Below are 18002 nucleotides of genomic sequence, written 5' to 3'. Positions count from 1 at the left end.
TCCAGGTGGGATGTACGACTTTGGATGCTGGTCCGGTCCGCGCTCGTGCCGGTGCCGCCGGCGGCAGTGTAGGAGTAGCCCACATCGGCCTTCACGACTGCGGAGGAGTCAGCCGCGGTGATGCGCGTGGCTCGACCGGAGGCATCGACTGCGGTGGTGACGGTGGCACCGCCGGGGTAGGTGCGTTTGGTCTCGGCACCGTTGACGTCGTACTCGAACTTGATGCACCCGGAGTTCGCGGCCGGGGCGGTCGCCCCGCTGGTGCAGCTGCCACCGGGTTCGATTGTCTGGATGAGCTGGTTTGCGTCGTCGTACACGTAGGTGGTGGCAGCGCCCGGGGAGAACTTCGAATCGGTGAAGGCGGTGAGGTTCCCGGCGGCGTCGTAGGTGTAGTCCATTGTCCAGGTGACCCCGGCGGTGTGCTGCAGCTCCTGGACGGTGCGGCCGAGCCCGTCGTAGGTGAACACCCGCACCGGGCCGGTGCTGTCGGTGGTGTTGTAGGTGAGGGCGTTGACGAAGTAATTCGTCAACATCGTCTCCCCACCCTGATAGGTGGTCAGTCGCAGCTGGTCGCGCGGGTTGTACGTGTAGGTGGTGGTGTCGCCGTTGCCGTCGGTGACCGAAGTGGTGCGACCAAGGCTGTCGTAGGTGTACGTGGTGGTGCCCTGCGGGGAGGGCGGGGTCACCGTGGTGAGGTTCCCGTCACTGTCGTAGGCGTAGCTGGTGGTGTTGCTGTTGCCATCGGTTGAGGTGCACACCTGGCCGGCGAAGCCGCCGCAGATGCTGCCGTTGGTTTCGTACGTGTAGTTCTGCGTGGTCGCTCCGGAGCCGCCAGCGGTGGTGTCGGTCGCGGTGAGGAGGTTGCCGTTCGCGTCGTAGTCATACGCGGTGCTGTTCCCTGCATCATCCGTGGAGCACTTCACCTGATACACGGTGCCGGACCCTGTCCCGGCGCAGCCCACCCCGAGGGCGTACTGGGCGGAAGCCGCGGCTCCGGTCGGCAGGGTGACCGAGGTCTGGTTGTTCAACGCATCGTACGCAGCGGTGGTGGTGTTCCCGGTGCCGGCGCCGAACGCATCGGTGGTGTCCTGCACATCAGAGTTCGCCGTCCACGTCTGCGACCGCGCGTTGCCCAGCGCATTCGTGGCGGTCACAACCCGGCCGGCCGAATCAATCTCGTAGCTGGAGGTTTTGCCGCGACCATCGGTGACAGTGGTCGTGGTGCCGGCATAGTTGTAAGTGCTCGAAGTGAGAAAGCTGCTCGCCCCGACAACGCCGCGCTCGATCGAGGTGACTCGGCTGTCGGAGTCATAGCCAAACACCGCACGATTCACCGTCGAAGAATCAGTCCCCAAAAACCGGGCCTCAGCAATCCGGCCCGAAGAGTCGTAGTCGAACTCCGACCACAGCCCGCCAGGCGCATCAACACGAGAAAGCTGCCCTGAACTGTTCTGCGTGTACGTGGTGGTGCGCCCAGCGGAGTCGGTCACCGATGCCATATCGGACCCTGACCAGGTCACCGAATACTGACGCCCTGAGGCTTCGGTCGCCGTGGCGATCTCACCGGAGCTGTAGGTGAAGGAGGTGCCGACACCGTTGCGGTTCAGGTTCTGCAGCAACCAACCGGAGCTGTTGAACACCAGCTGCTCGCCAGACTCGTTGTAGGTGATCGTATGCGTATAGGGCTGCTCGGTGAGCTGCGCGTTGAACCCTGCCGGTGCCGTCCACACACCGCCCGACTTCGTGAACTCCACACTGAACCCATTCGGCCCGACAAAGGTCGCCGTCGTCGAGGTCACCGACAAGCCAGTATCCGCAGCCGAAAGCGCGGAGGACCAACCACCGCCGAGAGAACCGTCAGTCGAGGACAGCCCGTTATAAAACCGGTCGTTGCGCAGCGACAACCCAGGGCCGGAAAGGATCCCGTCATTCGCAGTGAGAAGGAGATTGCCGTTGCCGAGGTTTACGCGGGCGACCGTGTCAGTCGACAGCTCAAACTCGTCAAAACCGAAATACGGCAACGCCCCCAACCCAGGGGCGCCCACCGGAGTTCCAACCGGTGCGCCGCGCCCAGCATCCGACCCCGCGCCAGCGCGGGCCTCGTCCGAGACCTCCCAGGCCTCCTCCGGCGCCGCAGCCTTGCCAGCAGCCTGATCACCAGCAGACGCCGGCGGAACAAACTCTTCGTTCAATACCGTCTCCGGCGGAGCTGGAATGTCCAAGCTTGTCGCAACTGTGGCCGGGAGCGGAGATGCCGCGGCCCCCGTCGAGGTAATCAGTACCGCGCTTGCGGTGACGATGACCGCCAGACCAAGATTCCGTGCAGAGCGCATACTCACAACCAGCCTCACCGATGGAAGAGATGCAAGTACACCTCGCTTCTGAGCAGACTAAGCTGTACAGTCCCAAAACGTGAGTCTTGATCTTCTGTAGTGGCTGCACTATGGTGCGCGGAATCGAGTCTGCGAGCGCCGAGAAATGGTAGCTGAGGCGGGGCACGATCCCGCGACCTCACGATTATGAGACGTGTACCCGTTGTAGCCGCTCGCTATGCGAGCCGACACAACCAACCTCGAGCCGGGTGCGGCAGAAGTCATCGCGCGCGGTTGTCTCCGCCCGGTCAAGACGGCTACAGGCGTGTGGGTGCGCTGCGGGTCACGCGTCATGAGCCGCTGCGAGTCCTGCGCCGAGCTCTATCGGGGCGACTGGTCCGCGATCGCTCGATCGGGCGTCTTCGACGGCCCGGTGGAGAACTACCGCTTCTATCTGCTGACGCTCACGGCACCGTCGTTTGGTGCGGTGCACCGTGTCCCGCGCAAGGACGCTCAGCGTGCCCCGCAATGTGGCTGCGGGTCGCAGCATGAGGCGACGGATGCCGGACTGCGCGGGGTACCGCTGAACCCCTCGACCTACGACTATGAGGGTCAGGTCGCGTGGAACCGCGACGCGGGGTTGCTCTGGGATCGCACGCGGCGGCGGATGCGCGACCGGTGGGACTCGTCGGAGTACTTCATCGTGCGCGAATGGCAGGACCGCGGAGTCCTTCACGTGCATGCCCTGGTACGGATCGACCGCGCGGAAGCTCCTGCCGCTGATGCGCTGCGTGACGCGGCACGTTCGGCGGTGGCGACCTCGAAGGTTGACGGCGGACTAGTCGAGTGGGGCGCACAGTCGAAGTGCGACGGATTCCGTGCGGACGGCGACGGGGCGAAGACCATCTGGTATCTGTCGAAGGCGCTGAACTACGTGATGAAAGACGTAGTGCACCAGGGCGACACGGTTCACCCTCGCGTGTGGGAGCACCTGCTCGCGCTCGAGCGAGCTGCGCGAACGATTCGCTGCGCGCCGGACTGCGACCCGACTAACTGCCTGGGCCGCGTGCACGACCGCTACGGCGCGCGGTCACAAGTCGTGAGCGCGTCGCGACGCACGAAGCACCGCACAGGCTGGTCCTTCACCGGCCTGACGCGAACTGTCCAGCGAAGGCTTCGTCTGGAGTGGATGCTCAGCCAGTCCGCGCCCGTCGAACCCCACGCCCCGGAAGCTTCCCCCGCGGAAGTCGTCGAGAGCCACGCATCGCGCCTACGGCGTGAGCTGGCCCCTTGCTCGGCGGCAGTCCCATGAGTCGAGAGGGGGTGATGAGATTGGCAAAGGCAGACTGTTTTATGTGCGAGATGCTGGGCTACCGCTCGTGCGACACGTGCGGCAACCCGATCATGCCGGAATCGACAACAGGCATGCTCCCAGCACCGGATTCGTTCGGCCGTGAACTGTGCGTGTACTGCGTGTGATCTATCAGCGTTGAGGGGTTGCGTGGCTTGGAGGCCACGTGGATGCCGCGCGGGTAGCCCCGGAGGGGCGACGCGTGGCGTTGCGTGGCCTTCCGCCTTGCACCGCTTCGCAGGGTGATCGACCTATCGCCGCACTCATTCGTCAAGGGCAACCGCAGCGCGAAGCGCGGAGGGCGGCAGCTAGCGAGTGGCGACGAGAGACGGGTACAGGGGCTTCGCTTGCGTATCGAGGTACTTGTCCGTCAGACGGATCCCGTCAGCGAAAGCGAGGATTCCGCCTGCGCCGCTCAACAGCCACCAGAGCTCGTGCGTCTCCCAGAAGAATCCAACGCCTAGCGCAACAAGAAAAAGGGGAATCGACAGCAACAGGGCGAGCCAGGATTCCCGTGCGGAGTTGCCGCTCTCCCTCTGCGGTACGCCAGCTTCGATTGAGCTACCAGTCTTATAGCGTGCAACAGTTCTCCGCCGCTGCGCCAAGAACCGAATGCAGATTCGCACGGCGAGCGTTACTGAGACGAGTGATACGACCAGGATCAAAATGGCCTGCCAGATCTGCACCTCCACGGTGTAGGTGAGCGCGACGATTCCGATGCCAATGCTCGCCCAGAGCCAGGCTGTCCAAAGTTGCCGACCGGGGACCACGATTCCCGCGATCAAGCGCCCGGTAGTTTCGGTGTGCATAGTCTGTAGGACCTCGCGCCTGCCGGAGTCCTCCTCCGACTCAAGCACGGCTCGAACCCATGTTTCACGTTTCCGGAGCCGTTGGCTCGCGGTCAACTGTCCGAGCGCCACGACTACTCCGGCGAGCGATAGTGTCGCCGCGAGGAGCTGACCAACGATCTGCACCGCTTGGCTGATCTCGTAGGTGTCCACGGTCCCACAGTATCGACCAATGCGCGCTCGATGCGGGTCTTGATCTTGTATAGAAGATTTCGGGAGACCAGCTAGTTTCGTGCGTCTTGCCCCTCGAGAGGGTTCTGGGCCCAACGGTTGATCGTGCTGGCGGCAACGCCCAAATATCTCGCAACATCACGCTGCGACATTCCTTCGTTCTCAAGCGCATACTCGGCGATAGCGCGCTCCCAGTACTCGTAGTTTCGGCGAAACTGCTTGAGGCCGGAGAGGGTCCGGATAAGCGCGGCTTCCCTGCGCCGTTCAAGTTCATCGAAGTCGTCCTGGTCGAGCGCGTGCTCGACAGCAAACTTCATGTCCCGCTTCACGTCGGGCGCTTCAGCCCTTGCTGCCACCGTATTGAGCTGGTCCGCTAGATCCTGGATTAGCGAACCAAGCAAGTCGAAAGTCACTTCCTCGCGGGCGAGAGGCGGCGAGTCCTGGGGATCTTTACTCATGCGCACAGCGTACCGTTATGCACCGTCAGCGCTAGCGTTCGCGATCGAGTGCACTGGCGCTTGCGTTCGCTACCGTAGCTCGGTATGGTGCTCCTACGTGCTAACACTTTTGCACCTTTAGGAGAACAATGATGCAGCGGACCTCAGAGCCGGAGATGCGCGCTCCGGTCGGCGCCCTCCGTGCGTCAGGCCCAGACTCCTCCGCCACAGCCAGGCGGCGACCGTGACCACGCTTGCAGAGTTCTACATCCACAATCGGCCTCTGGTCGAAGAAGGTCTAGCTTCAAACGCGATCGCCGCATACCGCCGCGCGTGGAACTTGAGAATCGAGCCCTCTTTAGGTGCAGCGCAACTCCGAGAGATACGACCCCTCGTGATTGCGCGTGCTCGCGCTGAATGGTCTGGCAAGGATTCGACGAAGCAGGACGCCATTGCACTGCTCTCAAGCGTGCTGCAGTTCGCGGTCATGGACGGCGAACTCGCCGCAAACCCGTGCCGCTCGCTCCCCCGCAATCGGGGAAAATCCGATGAAGCCGATCCAGTGGCTCGCGCCCTCAATGACAATCAGGTCCGGCGAATGCTCGAACTGACTTCCTTCCACCCCTTCGGCCAGCGCGCTCTTGCCGGGCTGACGTACACCGGCCTCCGCCTTGGGGAACTGGTTGGGCTGCGCTGGGAAGACGTCGATACGGAGCGCGGCTTGATCACTGTTCGGCGCACACTCTCCCCGAATGGGAGCGGGCGACTTGAGGCCCGCGCAACCAAGAGCGGCAGGATTCGCGACGTACCGATCCTCGACAATCTCGGCCCATGGTTGGATGCAGCGCGCGAGGCAGGCTACGCCCACGTGTTCACGGGCGTCCGTGGCGGCCCCTTCGACAGCGGCAACCTAGCTCGTGCGGTGAAGTGGTTTGAGCTGCGCGATCGAATCGCCACCTTCCCAGATGGGAATGCTCTGCGCTTCCACGATCTGCGCCACACGTATCTGACCCGGCTCGCCCGCATGGGCGTAACGCCGGCCCGCCTGCAGAAGGTCGCTGGGCATGCATCCATCACGACGACGGAGCTGTACACGCGGTCGTCCTCGACCGAGGCGGCGCTCGCCGTTCGCGACCTGTTGAACGCCCCGAATCGTGAGGTCACTTTGCGAGGGGGTGAGACAGCGGCAAACTACGGGTTTACCAGGTCTTTTGTTGGTAGCTGAGGCGGGGCACGATCCCGCGACCTCACGATTATGAGTCGTGCGCTCTAACCAACTGAGCTACTCAGCCACGATCGACAGTCTCGAGACCATCGGTCGAGCCCCCTGTGGGAATCGGACCCACTACCTCTTCCTTACCAAGGAAGTGCTCTACCAATGAGCTAAGGGGGCATTCCTCGTGCGGGCACGAGAAAGCCCGTTCAGGCAACCGGTCTAGATTATCATCCCGCCGGGCGCGCACAGAACAGAATCCGACACCAGACTGGGAGAAGGCCACCCCGAGGAGATCACCATGCAACCGACCGAGACCGACGTCGACGAATTTCTCTCCGGTCTCGACGGCGATCATGCCGACACGATGCGCGCGCTCGACGCGATCATCGCCGACGTGCTCGACGGCGCAGAGCGGGTGCTGTGGGAGGGCGTGTTCTGGGGCGGCACAGAGCAGCAGATCATCGGCTACGGCGGTGTCACCCAGTCCCGTCCACGGGGCAAGGATGTCGACTGGTTTCTCATCGGCCTCGCGCGCCAGCAGCGCCATGTGAGTGTCTACGTCAACGCTGCAGAAGGCGGCGGCTACCTGGTCAAGCAGTGGGCCGAGCGTCTCGGCAAAGTGAAGGTGGGGTCGGCAGCCATCACCCTGACCTCACTCGAAACCCTCGACCTTGACGCATTTCGCGCGATGCTCGAGCGGGCGCGTGACATCACCCCCGACATCCGCTAGACCAGCCTGCTCGGCTCAGGACGGCTTGCTCGCCTTGCCGTCAAGCCAGAGCGTCTCCGACTCATCGCGGTGCACGCCCGTCGAGCCGACATGCTTGCTGTCGATGACCGGGCCCTTCTTGATGACATGAACAAGCGCCATGCCGTGCCCGCGCCCGAGCTCGTAGTCAGCTTTCAACCACTCCAGGATGGTGCCAGCCTTCACCGAAGGGTCGTCGTATCCGCGCTCCTTCGCAAGGTCAACCAGCTGCCTCGGCGTGAGCCCCGTCTTCGTTTCGATCGCGTCGAGATATGCCTGGAATGACATCAGCATCCTTTCGTTACTTGACCGCCCCGGCCGTGAGCCCGCCCACGATGTACTTCTGCAAGAACAGGAACAGCACCATGACGGGCAACGCCGCAAGCACTGCGCCGGCTGAGAACGCGCCCCAGTCGGCGTAGTTCGGGTTCGAGATGAGCTTATACAGACCGACCGCAAGCGTCTGCCGTTCCGGGTCAACGAGCACGATGCTCGCCACCACGAACTCGTTCGTCGTCGTGATGAACGAGAGCAAACCGACAACGGCAAGGATGGGGGCGACGAGTCGCAGGATGATCGTGAAGAAGATGCGCGCATGCCCGGCACCGTCGATCTTCGCTGCCTCGTCGATGTCTTTGGGCACCGTGTTGAAGAAGCCATACATGAGGTAGGTGTTCACGCCGAGCGCGCCACCCATGTAGATCATGATGAGCCCGATGTGCGTGTTGAGCCCGATCGCCGGAAACCAGTCGCTGATCGTGTTCATGAGCAAGAAGATCGCCACGACCGCGAGCAACTGCGGGAACATCTGCACCAGCACGATCGACATGAGCCCAAAGCGGCGCCCCGTGAAGCGCATGCGCGAAAAGGAATACGCGGCAAGCGCCCCGAGAAACACCGTCGCGACCGCCGTGATGGTTGCGATGATCATGGTGTTGGCGAACCACGCACCATACGGCTGGCTCGGGTCGCTGAAGAGTCGGGCATAGGCGTCGAAGCCGATGCTCGAAAAGAGCGCGTTCGAACCGGTGAGGGTGCCAACCGGGTTGAGCGACGCCGACAGCACATAGAGCAGAGGCAGCACGCAGAAGGCGATGAGCGCGAGCCCGATGAGGTGTCGCCAGCCGGTGTCGACAAACCAGCGGCCGGGCTTGAACGGACGCTTCGCGGGAATCACATCACCCGAGCGCGTCATGACAGTCGACATCAGTTCAGGTCCTCCAGCATTTTGGTCTTTCTGAAACTCACGATCGAGATCACCGCGACGAGCACAAAGATGATGATCGTGAACGCGCTCGCAAGCCCGTAATCACGGAACTGCCCCGTAAACGCCACCTTGTAGACCATCGAAATGAGGATGTCGGTGGCGCCGACATTGACGCTCGCCGACGCATCGCGTGGCCCTCCCCCGGTGAGCATGTAGATGAGGTTGAAGTTGTTGAAGTTGAACGCGAACGACGCGATGAGGATGGGGGCCATCGTCACGAGCAGCAGCGGCAGTTTGATGAGCCTGAAGATCTGCCACGGTCTCGCCCCATCAACCTTGGAAGCCTCGACGACATCATCGGGAATCGACTGCAGGGCACCCGTCGCGACGAGGAACATGTATGGGAACCCGAGCCACAGGTTCACCATCAGCACGCTCACCTTGGCGAGGATCGGGTCGGTCAGCCAGGGGATCTCAGCCCCGCCGAGCAGCACCTGGTTGATGAAGCCGTAGCGTTCGCTCAACATTCCGGCCCACACGAGCGCAGACAAGAACGCCGGGAACGCGTAGGGCAAAATCATGATGATGCGATAGAACTTGCGCCCACGCATCCGCAAGTCGTTGAACACGATGGCGAGGAAGAGGCCGAGGAAGAACGTCGAGGCGACCGAGAGCAGCGCGAACGTGATCGTCCAGATCGTCACATTGATGAGAGGGTCACGGATGCTCTCCTCCCCGAATGCGCGGGCAAAGTTGTCGAAACCGACCACAATGCGCCAGCCGGGCAGCAGCTCTTCGCCGTCGTCGGACGTGAACGCGCCCGTGCCGATGTCGGCGTAAACCACACCCGTTGCGGTGTCGGTCATGGTCTCAGCCGTCTGGTCGTAGACAAGGCGCGAGGTGTAGATGTTCGCGGATGAGCCGTCGCCGGTGCGGAGGACACCCTCGTTGGGGTCTGAGGAGAACGGCACCTCAAGATCGAAGACCTCCGACTGGCGTTGCAGCACATCGTTGAACGTGAGGGTCGTCCAGCCGTCGACAGCGACAGTGCCGCCATCGGTGTCGACATCGACCGGCTCAAGGGGCGAATCTGCCGTGCCGAGCAGCGTCTCACCGTCAGGGTCGGTCACGAGCATGCCGAGACCTTCGAGACTCTCGACGATCGTCACATCGTAGGTCGGCGAATCCGGCACCCGCTCGCGCGCCGAACTCATGAGCGCCTGCACCGCCTGCTCCTTGTCGGAGTTGTGGCCGGTGCCGTAGTTGGTGAAGCCGATGTACGCCGTGTAGCCGATCACAAACACCTGGAACACGAGCAAGAAGATGAGACCAGGCGTCAGGTACTTCGCCGGCAGCGCACGGTGCGAAAAATAGATCCAGTTGACGACGATCGTCACGACGGCGACGATGCCCGCGACCAACCACGAGTCGCTGAGCACGAGCACGAACAGCGCATAGATGGCGACGGCGTCGACAATGCCGAGCAGCGCAATCTTGAGCAGAATCATGCGAAGACCACCGGATGCTGCATCCGTGAGTCGTGCCGCCCGCCGCTGTTTCGGGGTGGTGATGACTTCATCGTCGATCGTCATAGGGCTCTTTCTATCGATGCCGCCACTTGAGTAGCGGTGTCGCCGGTTGAGTAGGCCGCTCGCGGCCGTATCGAAACCTGGTCGTGAGACGTTTGGTTTCGATACGGCCCTGGCGGGCCTACTCAACCAGCGGTTACAGCTATCCGGCGATTGCGCCCTCGACGTCGGTGGCCAGCTTCTGCCACGTCGCGGCGGGGTCTTCGCCGTTGAGGATTGCACCCTCGGCGATGCCCCAGAACTCCCACACGGCACCCATGGCGGGGGCGGCAGGCATCGGCACTGCGTCGGCGCCGACCTCACGGAAGCCGGCGACAATCTCGTCGGAGGAGGCGTACTCCGCCGACTCAGTGAGAGCGGGGAGCACATTGCCCGAGTCGAAGAGGGCGTTCTGCACCTCGACTGTGCCGAGGTAGTTCACGAGGAAGTCGTTTGCCGCGACCTTGTTCTCGCTCTGCTCGTTGAGCAAGAAGCCCTTGACGCCGGCGAACGGCTGGGCCGCCTCCGGTCCGGGGGTCGGGATCGGGTCGACGGCCACGTTGATGCCCGCCTCCTGTGCCGCGCCAACGTTCCACGGGCCGGTGAGCCAGAATGCAGCCTCGCCGCTCGTGAACCGCTCCTTCGCGATGTCGCCAGTGAGCTCGGTGTCGATGATGCCAGCGGCACCCTGAGTCGCGAGCCACTCGGCGAAGGCGACGCCGCCCTCATTGCCGAGCTGCAGGTCAGTGGTGTCATAGCCGTCCTCGTCGCTGCCGAAGACGGGAGCACCGAATGACGTCTGGAACGGGTAGAGGTGGTACGGGTTCGCAAGGCCGCTGCCGTCGGACTCGACGACGAATGTGCCCGCCGCGATCATCTCATCGAACGTGCCCTTCGCCTCAGGCACGAGGTCGACGTTGCGGAGCAGGGCGATGTTCTCGACACCGTAGGGCAGCAGGTACTGCTGACCCTCATAGGTTGCGGCCTCATACGCGACCTCAAGGAACTCGTCCTCCTTGTCGGCGAGCTCGATGGGGGCGACGACACCGTTGGTGACGAGTTCCCCGAGCCAGTCGTGCGCACCCATGACGATGTCGGGGCCGCTGCCGGTCGGAGCCTGCTGCGTGAAGTCATCTTTGATTTCTGCATTGGCCTTTGAGACGAGGTCGACCGTGATGCCGGTCTGCTCCTCGTATGCGGCCGCGACGTCTTCGAGGGCGGCGACGCGCTCCGCGTCGACCCACACGGTGAGCGTGGTCGTGTCGCCGGTGTCGCCACCGTCGTCTGCGCCGCCAGCGCAACCGGCGAGAGCGATCGCTGCGGTCGTCGCGATCGCTCCGGCCATGAGAATGCGGGATTTCACCTTCATTGGTGTCACCTTTCGTGGAAATCATCGACCCGCAGAACGCTCCCAGCGCGTGGTGTGCCTGGAGGTGGCGTGGTGTGTGCGGTTGAGTGCCGATGGCTGTGGAATTGCAGGATGCTGCAAACGCTTACAGCTTGACTCATTCATTCTGTTTTGCCAACTGAGGAATCCCAGTAGATATGGCACGAATCACGACGCAAACGCTTACAACATCCACAAGCCTCCGTTAGTCTTTCGACATGCCCGACACTTTTGAGCACACTGCCGCGCCCGCCATCCCCGGTTCAGAATGGTGGCGCAGCGCCGTCATCTACCAGATCTACCCGCGCTCGTTCGCCGACGCGTCGGGTGACGGAATTGGCGACCTTCCCGGCATCACCGCCAAGCTCGATGACCTCGCCGAGCTCGGTGTCGATGCGATCTGGCTCTCCCCGTTCTTCACCTCACCGCAGAAGGATGCCGGCTACGACGTGGCCGACTATTGCGACGTCGACCCCCTCTTCGGCACCCTCGATGACTTCGACCGGATGCTCGCCAAAGCCCATGCGCTCGGCATCCGGGTCATCGTCGACCTCGTGCCCAACCACTCGTCCGATCAGCACCGCTGGTTTCAGGCGGCACTCGCCGCAGCGCCCGGCTCGGAGGAGCGCGCCCGCTACATGTTCCGTGACGGCGAAGGTGAGGCGGGCGAACTGCCGCCGAACAACTGGCAGTCGGTGTTTGGCGGCCCAGCCTGGACCCGCGCCACAGAGCCAGACGGCACGCCCGGCCAGTGGTACCTGCACCTCTTTGACTCGTCTCAGCCCGACTTCGACTGGAACAATCCGTGGGTGCGCGAACAGTTCATTGACGTGCTCCGCTTCTGGCTCGACCGTGGTGTCGATGGCTTCCGCGTGGATGTCGCCCACGGCATGATCAAGGCCGATGGCCTGCCCGACTGGGAGCCTCCCGCCGAGGGCGGCAGCATGGGCGGCGGACTCGAACTCGAGATGGCCGTCGAATCACCCACCGCGCCATACTGGGCGCAAGAGGGCGTGCACGCGATCTACCGCGAGTGGCGCACCCTGCTCAACAGCTACGAGGGCGAGCGCGTGCTCTGCGCCGAAGCGTGGGTCGACCCGCTCAGCAAGGTCGCCAAATGGGTGCGCCCAGACGAAATGCATCAGGCGTTCAACTTTGCCTACCTCGAAACGCCATTCGAAGCATCCGCTCTGCGCACCGTCATCGACAAGTCGATCGACGCCTTCAGCGCGGTCGGCGCCCCCAGCACGTGGGTGCTGAGCAACCACGATGTCGTGCGGCACGCCACCCGTCTTGCCCTCACGGGCGACAACCTCCAGGGTCACGGCATCGGGCCGAAGACCGAGGGGCTGCCCGACCTCGCGGTCGGCGTGCGCCGTGCCCGCGCCGCAACCGCCCTCATGCTTGCGCTGCCCGGCAGCGCCTACCTCTACCAGGGCGAAGAGCTCGGCCTGCCCGAGGTGGTCGACCTGCCAGATGATGCGCGGCAAGACCCCACCTGGTTCCGCACGAACGGCGAGCGCTACGGGCGAGACGGATGCCGCGTGCCGATCCCGTGGACGGCAGAGGCTCCTGCCGCCGGCTTCAACACGAGTGGCGAGAGCTGGCTGCCGCAGCCCGCCGGCTGGGGTGTGTTCGCACGCGACCAGCAGCGCGGGGTTGCAGGCTCGACGCTTGAGCTATATCGCGCCGCCCTCGCCATCCGCAAAGAGCACCAGCTCGGGCATTCCACGCTCGAATGGCTCGACAGCGAAACGGATGCCGTGGTCGCGTTCGCAACGGCCGGCCTCACCGTGATCGCCAACACGGGCGATGCTCCAGTCACCCTCCCGAAGGGTGCCGACGTGGTGCTCGCCTCGGCAGCGTTCGACGGCGACCTGCTGCCGGGCGACACGACCGTCTGGATTCGCACGGCCGATTGATGCCGGTTGAGTAGGCCCGCGCGGGCCGTATCGAAACCCAGGAACTTAACGACGTTGGGGTTTCGATACGCTCGCTAGCGCTCGCTACTCAACCGGCGTCTGGTCTCAACCGGCGTCTGGTCTCAACCGGCGACTGGACTAGTTTGCGTTGGCCTTGAGCCAGGCGAACGGGTCAATGGGCGTGCCATCCGCGTGAATCTCGAGGTGCAGGTGCGCTCCGGTCGATGCGCCGGTGCTGCCGACCGCCCCGACGATGGTGCCGACACTGACCGCCTGGCCGGTCGCGACCTGAATTGAGCCCCACGCCATGTGGGCGTAGATGCTCTGGATGCGCTGGCCGTTGACCACGTGGTCGATGATGACGTGGTTGCCCAGGCCGCCGCCGTCGAGGATGACCGCACTCACGACACCCTCGGTGATCGCCTGGATTGGCACTCCGGCGCCCGGGGTGAAGTCAACGCCGAGGTGATAGCTCGAGCAGTACGAACATGCAGCGCGTGGCCCGAAGCCGTAAGAAATGGGGGCGGGAAGCGCGAACGGCCACTGGATGCTGCCGGCCGGGTTGTTCGTGTAGTCGAAGTTCGCCGTGGTTTGCCCGTAGCTCTGGCTCACGAAGCGGGCGGCAGGCACTGGTGCGACATACGATTCGGCCGTATAGCTGTCGCGCACGAGGTCGGTCTCGGTGGTGGTCGAGCTGACAACACCGAGCGACTGCACTTCGGCGGCGACGACCTCGCCCTCGCCCTCGGCGAGCGTTGCTGAGGCTACAGCGGAGTCGCCGACGCCGATCGAGGTTCCGGAGATCGACGTTGAGACGAGCATCGCGGCGACGCCGAGCATCGCACCCATGCTCATCAGTGTGCGGACGACCCCGTGGCGTGGGGCGCGAGTTGCAGCATCCCGACCTTTCGGCCGTGCCGATGCGAAGGTGGGCCTCGCTGCGGCAATTCTGGTCTTGGCCCCCGTGGCGTGCGGCTTGGGCTTGGCCGACCTGAGCTTCGATGTCGCACTCGCGTCGGCGGCGATCGGCGTGATCGTGTTCGGCATGGAGCGGGCTGGGCGGATGCGCGGGGCGACGGTGCGCGCAGATCGGCGCTCCTGTTCGCGTGCTTCACGACGGCTCGACGGCTGCGCAGCACCAAGCGCTGCACCTGCATTCGGCGTTGCTCGGCCGATTGCGGCAGCGTTGAAGCCGCCATCGTCGGTTCGGGTCATGAAGTAACTCCTACGCGCAGCGCCAAGGGCAAGCTCGCTGCTGTACTAGCAACCCACAATGTGTAGGAGCTTTGTAACGGATTCATAAACACTAACGCACGCACGCCGCGCCAAGGAACCCCCTTCTGGGGGCTTTTCGCTGAGGGGCGTTCACCTTGCGTTCACGCTATAGGGAGCGCACCGTCACGGCGATGGTGTTTGCGTCAGCCCGCAGGCGTCAGTTTGCGTTGGCCTTGAGCCAGGCGTATGGGTCGACCGGGGTGCCATCGAGGTGGATCTCGAAATGCAGGTGGGCCCCCGTCGAGACGCCGGTGCTGCCGACAGCGCCGACCGTGGTGCCGACCGTGACGGTCTGCCCGACTGCGACCTGGATCGAGCCCCACTGCATGTGGGCGTAGACCGACTGCACGCTCTGTCCGTTGATGACGTGGTCGATGACGACGTTGTTGCCGAGGCCACCGCTGTCGAGATTGACCTCGCTGACAACGCCGTCGGCGATCGCCTGAATCGGCACGCCAGAGCCAGGGGTGAAGTCGATGCCGAGGTGGTAGCTCGAGCAGTACGAGCAGACGGAGCGCGGACCGAAGCCGGAGCTGATGGGCACGGTCGTGGGGAAGGGCCACTGGATGGTGCCGAACGGGTTGTTCGTGAACGTGTAGTTGGGGTCTCCGCGCAGCGACGTGATCTGCTGCTGGAACGACTCCGCCTGATAGTTGTCACGAGTCGCCGCGCTCGACTCAGCGGCCGCATTCGCCGCCTCGGCGTTGACCGTAACTTTTTGGGGCTGCACCGCCGAAAGCGACGACTCGCTCTCGGTGCTCTCCTGGGCGGCAGCGGAAACCGCAACCTCCTCGGCCGTGTAGAAGGCATTCGCCGGCAGGGACGTCGAGACGAAGAGCGCGAAGACGCCGAGCATCGCGCTGACGCTCACGAACTGCGCAAACACGCTTCGCTTCGACCGCGGCGCTGACCGGCGGGTCGGGCGGGCGGCGGATCGGCGAGAGCGGGGGCCGGATGCTGCACGCTCAGCGCGTGCGACGCCCGGCTTGCGGCGGCCGGCGATACGAGGCTTCTGGGTCTGCTCGGCGGCGCGACGCGCACGACGGAGGGGGAACTCCTCGGCCGATGCGGCGGCGGGCGTGACGGCGGGTGCTGAGGGAATCGTCGGGGTGACCGATGACGGGCGGGGAACTGTGGCAGTGGAACGCTTGGTGGAGCGATGGAGCCTGTGGATCGAGCGCGCCACTAGACCGCTTCCAGCACAGTGACGATGCGGATCGACGTTCGGGACATGGCACAACTCCTACACAATGACCAGCTCAAGAATCGGGATGGCTGGTCCGATGACGTTCTGAAAAAGACACACGAATATATAGACATTCCCCGCGAGGAACCTATCGAGGCTACCGCGAGAGGACTAGACAGGCCAGTCCTTGGCCCCAGTTAACAGGGACCTCTCAAGAAACTCGGCGAGCGGGGCATCCGCTGCAATGGTGAAGTCCGCCGATGCTGGCGCACCATCCCACCCCGAAACGCGAGCACCCGCCTCCGCCGCGATGAGCGCGCCAGCCGCATGATCCCACGGCTGCAGCCCGCGCTCGAAGTACCCGTCGAGACGCCCGCACGCCACCGAACACAGGTCGAGCGAGGCCGCCCCCATGCGTCGGATGTCACGAACCTCGCCGAGCAGAGTCGCCAGTGTTTGCGCCTGCGCCGTGCGCACATCCGCACGGTAGCCGAAGCCCGTACCGATGAGCGCACGGTCTGGTGCGACATCCTTCGTCACCCTGATCTCGGTGTCATTTAGCGTGGCGCCGCCGCCCGCGGTTGCGCTGAACCGCTCCCCCAACTCCGGGTTCACAACCACCCCGGCGAGCGCCCGCCACGAGAGCGGCTCGGGCTCACCCTCGACGACCGCAATGCTCACCGCATATTGCGGGATGCCGTAGAGATAGTTGACCGTGCCGTCGATCGGGTCGACCACCCAGGTGAGACCGCTCGAACCCTGCTCAGCGCCGCTCTCCTCGCCGAAGAACCCGTCACCCGGCCGTGCCTCGGCGAGCAGGCCGCGGATGAGCGCCTCCACCTCACGGTCGGCGTGCGTCACGATGTCGACCGCCGTCGACTTGCTCGCCGCGACACTCACCCCCTCGATGCGGCGCGTGCGCGCGAGCTGGGCCGCCTGCGTCGCGATGCGGGTGGCGAGGTCGAGCAGGTCGGCGGTGGCGGCATCCATGGCTTCATCCTTGCACCGGGCAGGTGTGAGCGCGTCGGCGATCCGCCAATGCAACGTCGGAGGAACGACGAAGACCCGGCACGAGGCCGGGTCTTCGGAGGGTGGCAAGTGAGGGATTCGAACCCCCGAATGCTGAGCAGTCTGATTTACAGTCAGATCCCTTTGGCCGCTTGGGTAACTTGCCCCGCTCCTCCGACCACGTGTATTCACCTGGTCGAAGGCGCTCAGGACAGAATACAGGGTCAGAAGGGTGCTGTCGCACGCCCGCATCCGGTGCCGACGTTCACCTCACAGACGCGGCGCAGGTTCAGCTCGCAGACGCTGCGCAATAGGATCACGTGAGAGCGAGGAGGCACAGATGACAGGCATTCGGGCTGTCGCCGATCTCGCCGGCGTGAGCACCGCGACGGTGTCTCGCGCCCTCAGCGGCAAACCGAACGTGTCGGCGAAGACACGCGAGACGGTGCTCGCCGCAGCATCCGAACTCGGCTATGTCGTGAGCTCGAACGCCTCGAGTCTGGCGACCGGCCGCACGCGCAACATCGGTGTTGTCGTGCCGTTCTTGAGCCGGTGGTACTACACCTCGGTGCTTGAGGGTGCCCAGAGCGCCCTGCTGAGTCACGGCTACGACCTCACCCTCTACAACCTCGGCGGGGGCGGCGACGAACGGCGCAGCGTGTTCGAGCACTTCTTGCTGCGCAAGCGAGTCGATGCTGTTATCGCGATCTCACTCGAGCTCACGGCGAAAGAGCTCGGCGGGCTGCTCAGCATGGGCAAACCCATCGTCGGCGTCGGCGGCCCGCTGCCCGGCGCCCGCACGCTCAGCATCGACGACGTTGAGGTCGCCCAACTCGCCACCGAACACCTGCTGCAGCTCGGCCACACGAGCATCGGCCACATCGGTGGCACGAAAGACTTCGAGCGAGACTTCCACCTGCCCACCAACCGGCGTATCGGCTATGAGGGCGCCATCGAGGCGATGGGAATCTCGGTGAACCCGAGCCTGTTCCGCGCCGCCGACTTCACCATCGAGGGCGGCTACGAAGCCGCGAAACAGCTGCTCGGTTCGCCGCGCGACCGCCCCACCGCCATCTTCGCCGCCTCCGACGAGATGGCGATCGGCGCCATCCTTGCCGCCCGCGACATGGGGCTGCACGTGCCAGACGACGTGTCCATCATCGGCATCGACGACCACGAGCTCAGCGCGTTCTTCGGGCTCACCACGGTCGCCCAGTTTCCGGAACTCCAGGGGCGGATGGCCGCCGAAATCCTCCTCGAACAGTTGCAGCCCGAAACGAGCATCAAAGGCTCGCTCAACACGTCGCTGCCCTACGAACTGCTGGTGCGCTCAAGCACCTCGCGGCCGCGATCGGCGCGGAGTTGA

General features: G+C 64.2%; 15 protein-coding genes and 3 tRNA genes. 5 read left to right on the top strand and 13 right to left on the bottom strand.

All coding sequences use genetic code 11. The annotated features are described in order from the left end of the window. On the bottom strand, positions 1–2222 hold a 2222-nt coding region (locus ACY48M_RS12130), incomplete at its 3' end, for an RHS repeat domain-containing protein (RefSeq protein WP_462820536.1). 328 nt (positions 2223–2550) lie between these two features. On the opposite strand from ACY48M_RS12130, the gene ACY48M_RS12125 reads away from it, so the two are divergent. Next, a complete protein-coding gene (locus tag ACY48M_RS12125) occupies positions 2551–3624 on the top strand; it encodes a replication initiator (RefSeq protein WP_462820535.1) in 1074 nt (357 codons plus the stop codon). Between the two features lie 347 nt (positions 3625–3971). On the opposite strand, the gene ACY48M_RS12120 is transcribed toward ACY48M_RS12125, so the two are convergent. Both ACY48M_RS12120 and ACY48M_RS12115 read right to left on the bottom strand, forming a co-directional pair. Beyond that, entirely contained in the window at positions 3972–4664 is a 693-nt protein-coding gene (locus ACY48M_RS12120) for a hypothetical protein (RefSeq protein ID WP_462820534.1), read from the bottom strand. Between the two features lie 71 nt (positions 4665–4735). After that, complete coding sequence (locus ACY48M_RS12115) at positions 4736–4999, bottom strand: helix-turn-helix domain-containing protein (protein WP_462820533.1); 264 nt, start codon at positions 4997–4999, stop codon at positions 4736–4738. Between the two features lie 589 nt (positions 5000–5588). Between ACY48M_RS12115 and ACY48M_RS12110 the strand changes: the two genes are divergently transcribed. Next, complete coding sequence (locus tag ACY48M_RS12110; protein WP_462820532.1) at positions 5589–6344, top strand: tyrosine-type recombinase/integrase; 756 nt, start codon at positions 5589–5591, stop codon at positions 6342–6344. Here the strand turns inward: ACY48M_RS12110 and ACY48M_RS12105 are convergent. Together ACY48M_RS12105 and ACY48M_RS12100 are read right to left on the bottom strand one after the other, a co-directional pair. After that, positions 6335–6411 (bottom strand) — tRNA-Met (locus ACY48M_RS12105). The two genes, ACY48M_RS12110 and ACY48M_RS12105, sit on opposite strands and share 10 nt — an antisense overlap. Before the next feature lie 29 nt (positions 6412–6440). Beyond that, positions 6441–6512, bottom strand: a tRNA-Thr gene (locus tag ACY48M_RS12100). 121 nt (positions 6513–6633) lie between these two features. Here ACY48M_RS12100 and ACY48M_RS12095 point away from each other — a divergent pair. Further along, positions 6634–7065, top strand: coding sequence for a DUF1801 domain-containing protein (locus ACY48M_RS12095; RefSeq protein ID WP_462820531.1), 432 nt, complete (start codon positions 6634–6636; stop codon positions 7063–7065). Between the two features lie 15 nt (positions 7066–7080). On the opposite strand, the gene ACY48M_RS12090 is transcribed toward ACY48M_RS12095, so the two are convergent. The 4 genes from ACY48M_RS12090 to ACY48M_RS12075 all read right to left on the bottom strand — a co-directional run bounded on the left by ACY48M_RS12090 (position 7081) and on the right by ACY48M_RS12075 (position 11227). After that, complete coding sequence (locus tag ACY48M_RS12090) at positions 7081–7371, bottom strand: DUF4287 domain-containing protein (protein WP_462820530.1); 291 nt, start codon at positions 7369–7371, stop codon at positions 7081–7083. A 13-nt stretch (positions 7372–7384) separates the two neighbouring features. Beyond that, a complete protein-coding gene (locus tag ACY48M_RS12085) occupies positions 7385–8290 on the bottom strand; it encodes a sugar ABC transporter permease (protein ID WP_462820529.1) in 906 nt (301 codons plus the stop codon). Beyond that, entirely contained in the window at positions 8290–9882 is a 1593-nt protein-coding gene (locus ACY48M_RS12080) for an ABC transporter permease subunit (RefSeq protein ID WP_462820528.1), read from the bottom strand. The genes ACY48M_RS12085 and ACY48M_RS12080 overlap by 1 nt, the downstream gene beginning before the upstream one ends. A gap of 139 nt (positions 9883–10021) precedes the next feature. Continuing rightward, positions 10022–11227, bottom strand: coding sequence for a sugar ABC transporter substrate-binding protein (locus ACY48M_RS12075; protein ID WP_462820527.1), 1206 nt, complete (start codon positions 11225–11227; stop codon positions 10022–10024). A 236-nt stretch (positions 11228–11463) separates the two neighbouring features. On the opposite strand from ACY48M_RS12075, the gene ACY48M_RS12070 reads away from it, so the two are divergent. Next, complete coding sequence (locus ACY48M_RS12070; RefSeq protein WP_462820526.1) at positions 11464–13167, top strand: glycoside hydrolase family 13 protein; 1704 nt, start codon at positions 11464–11466, stop codon at positions 13165–13167. Positions 13168–13305: 138 nt separating this feature from the next. On the opposite strand, the gene ACY48M_RS12065 is transcribed toward ACY48M_RS12070, so the two are convergent. From ACY48M_RS12065 to ACY48M_RS12050, 4 genes are all read right to left on the bottom strand, one after another. Then, complete coding sequence (locus ACY48M_RS12065; RefSeq protein WP_462820525.1) at positions 13306–14382, bottom strand: M23 family metallopeptidase; 1077 nt, start codon at positions 14380–14382, stop codon at positions 13306–13308. Between the two features lie 217 nt (positions 14383–14599). Beyond that, positions 14600–15628, bottom strand: a complete 1029-nt coding sequence (locus ACY48M_RS12060) for a M23 family metallopeptidase (RefSeq protein ID WP_462820524.1) — start codon at positions 15626–15628, stop codon at positions 14600–14602. A gap of 171 nt (positions 15629–15799) precedes the next feature. Then, positions 15800–16618 (bottom strand): inositol monophosphatase family protein, encoded by an 819-nt coding sequence (locus ACY48M_RS12055; RefSeq protein ID WP_462820523.1) that lies wholly within the window; start codon positions 16616–16618, stop codon positions 15800–15802. Between the two features lie 102 nt (positions 16619–16720). After that, positions 16721–16802: transfer RNA gene (locus ACY48M_RS12050), tRNA-Tyr, on the bottom strand. Between the two features lie 174 nt (positions 16803–16976). Here ACY48M_RS12050 and ACY48M_RS12045 point away from each other — a divergent pair. Next, positions 16977–18002, top strand: coding sequence for a LacI family DNA-binding transcriptional regulator (locus ACY48M_RS12045; protein ID WP_462820522.1), 1026 nt, complete (start codon positions 16977–16979; stop codon positions 18000–18002).

The organism is Homoserinimonas flava (genome assembly GCF_054969005.1).
Note: the sequence above shows the minus strand (reverse complement) of the source record. Positions and strands in the feature narration are given on the sequence as shown.

What these genes read in the sequence shown, in the direction of transcription:
- ACY48M_RS12125 (WP_462820535.1), top strand. Translation starts at nt 2,551, where the DNA reads ATGCGAGCCGACACAACCAACCTCGAGCCGGGTGCGGCAGAAGTCATC.
- ACY48M_RS12115 (WP_462820533.1), bottom strand. Translation starts at nt 4,999, where the DNA reads ATGAAGTTTGCTGTCGAGCACGCGCTCGACCAGGACGACTTCGATGAA.
- ACY48M_RS12095 (WP_462820531.1), top strand. Translation starts at nt 6,634, where the DNA reads ATGCAACCGACCGAGACCGACGTCGACGAATTTCTCTCCGGTCTCGAC.
- ACY48M_RS12090 (WP_462820530.1), bottom strand. Translation starts at nt 7,371, where the DNA reads ATGTCATTCCAGGCATATCTCGACGCGATCGAAACGAAGACGGGGCTC.
- ACY48M_RS12085 (WP_462820529.1), bottom strand. Translation starts at nt 8,290, where the DNA reads ATGTCGACTGTCATGACGCGCTCGGGTGATGTGATTCCCGCGAAGCGT.
- ACY48M_RS12080 (WP_462820528.1), bottom strand. Translation starts at nt 9,882, where the DNA reads ATGACGATCGACGATGAAGTCATCACCACCCCGAAACAGCGGCGGGCG.
- ACY48M_RS12075 (WP_462820527.1), bottom strand. Translation starts at nt 11,227, where the DNA reads ATGAAGGTGAAATCCCGCATTCTCATGGCCGGAGCGATCGCGACGACC.
- ACY48M_RS12070 (WP_462820526.1), top strand. Translation starts at nt 11,464, where the DNA reads ATGCCCGACACTTTTGAGCACACTGCCGCGCCCGCCATCCCCGGTTCA.
- ACY48M_RS12065 (WP_462820525.1), bottom strand. Translation starts at nt 14,382, where the DNA reads ATGACCCGAACCGACGATGGCGGCTTCAACGCTGCCGCAATCGGCCGA.
- ACY48M_RS12055 (WP_462820523.1), bottom strand. Translation starts at nt 16,618, where the DNA reads ATGGATGCCGCCACCGCCGACCTGCTCGACCTCGCCACCCGCATCGCG.
- ACY48M_RS12045 (WP_462820522.1), top strand. Translation starts at nt 16,977, where the DNA reads ATGACAGGCATTCGGGCTGTCGCCGATCTCGCCGGCGTGAGCACCGCG.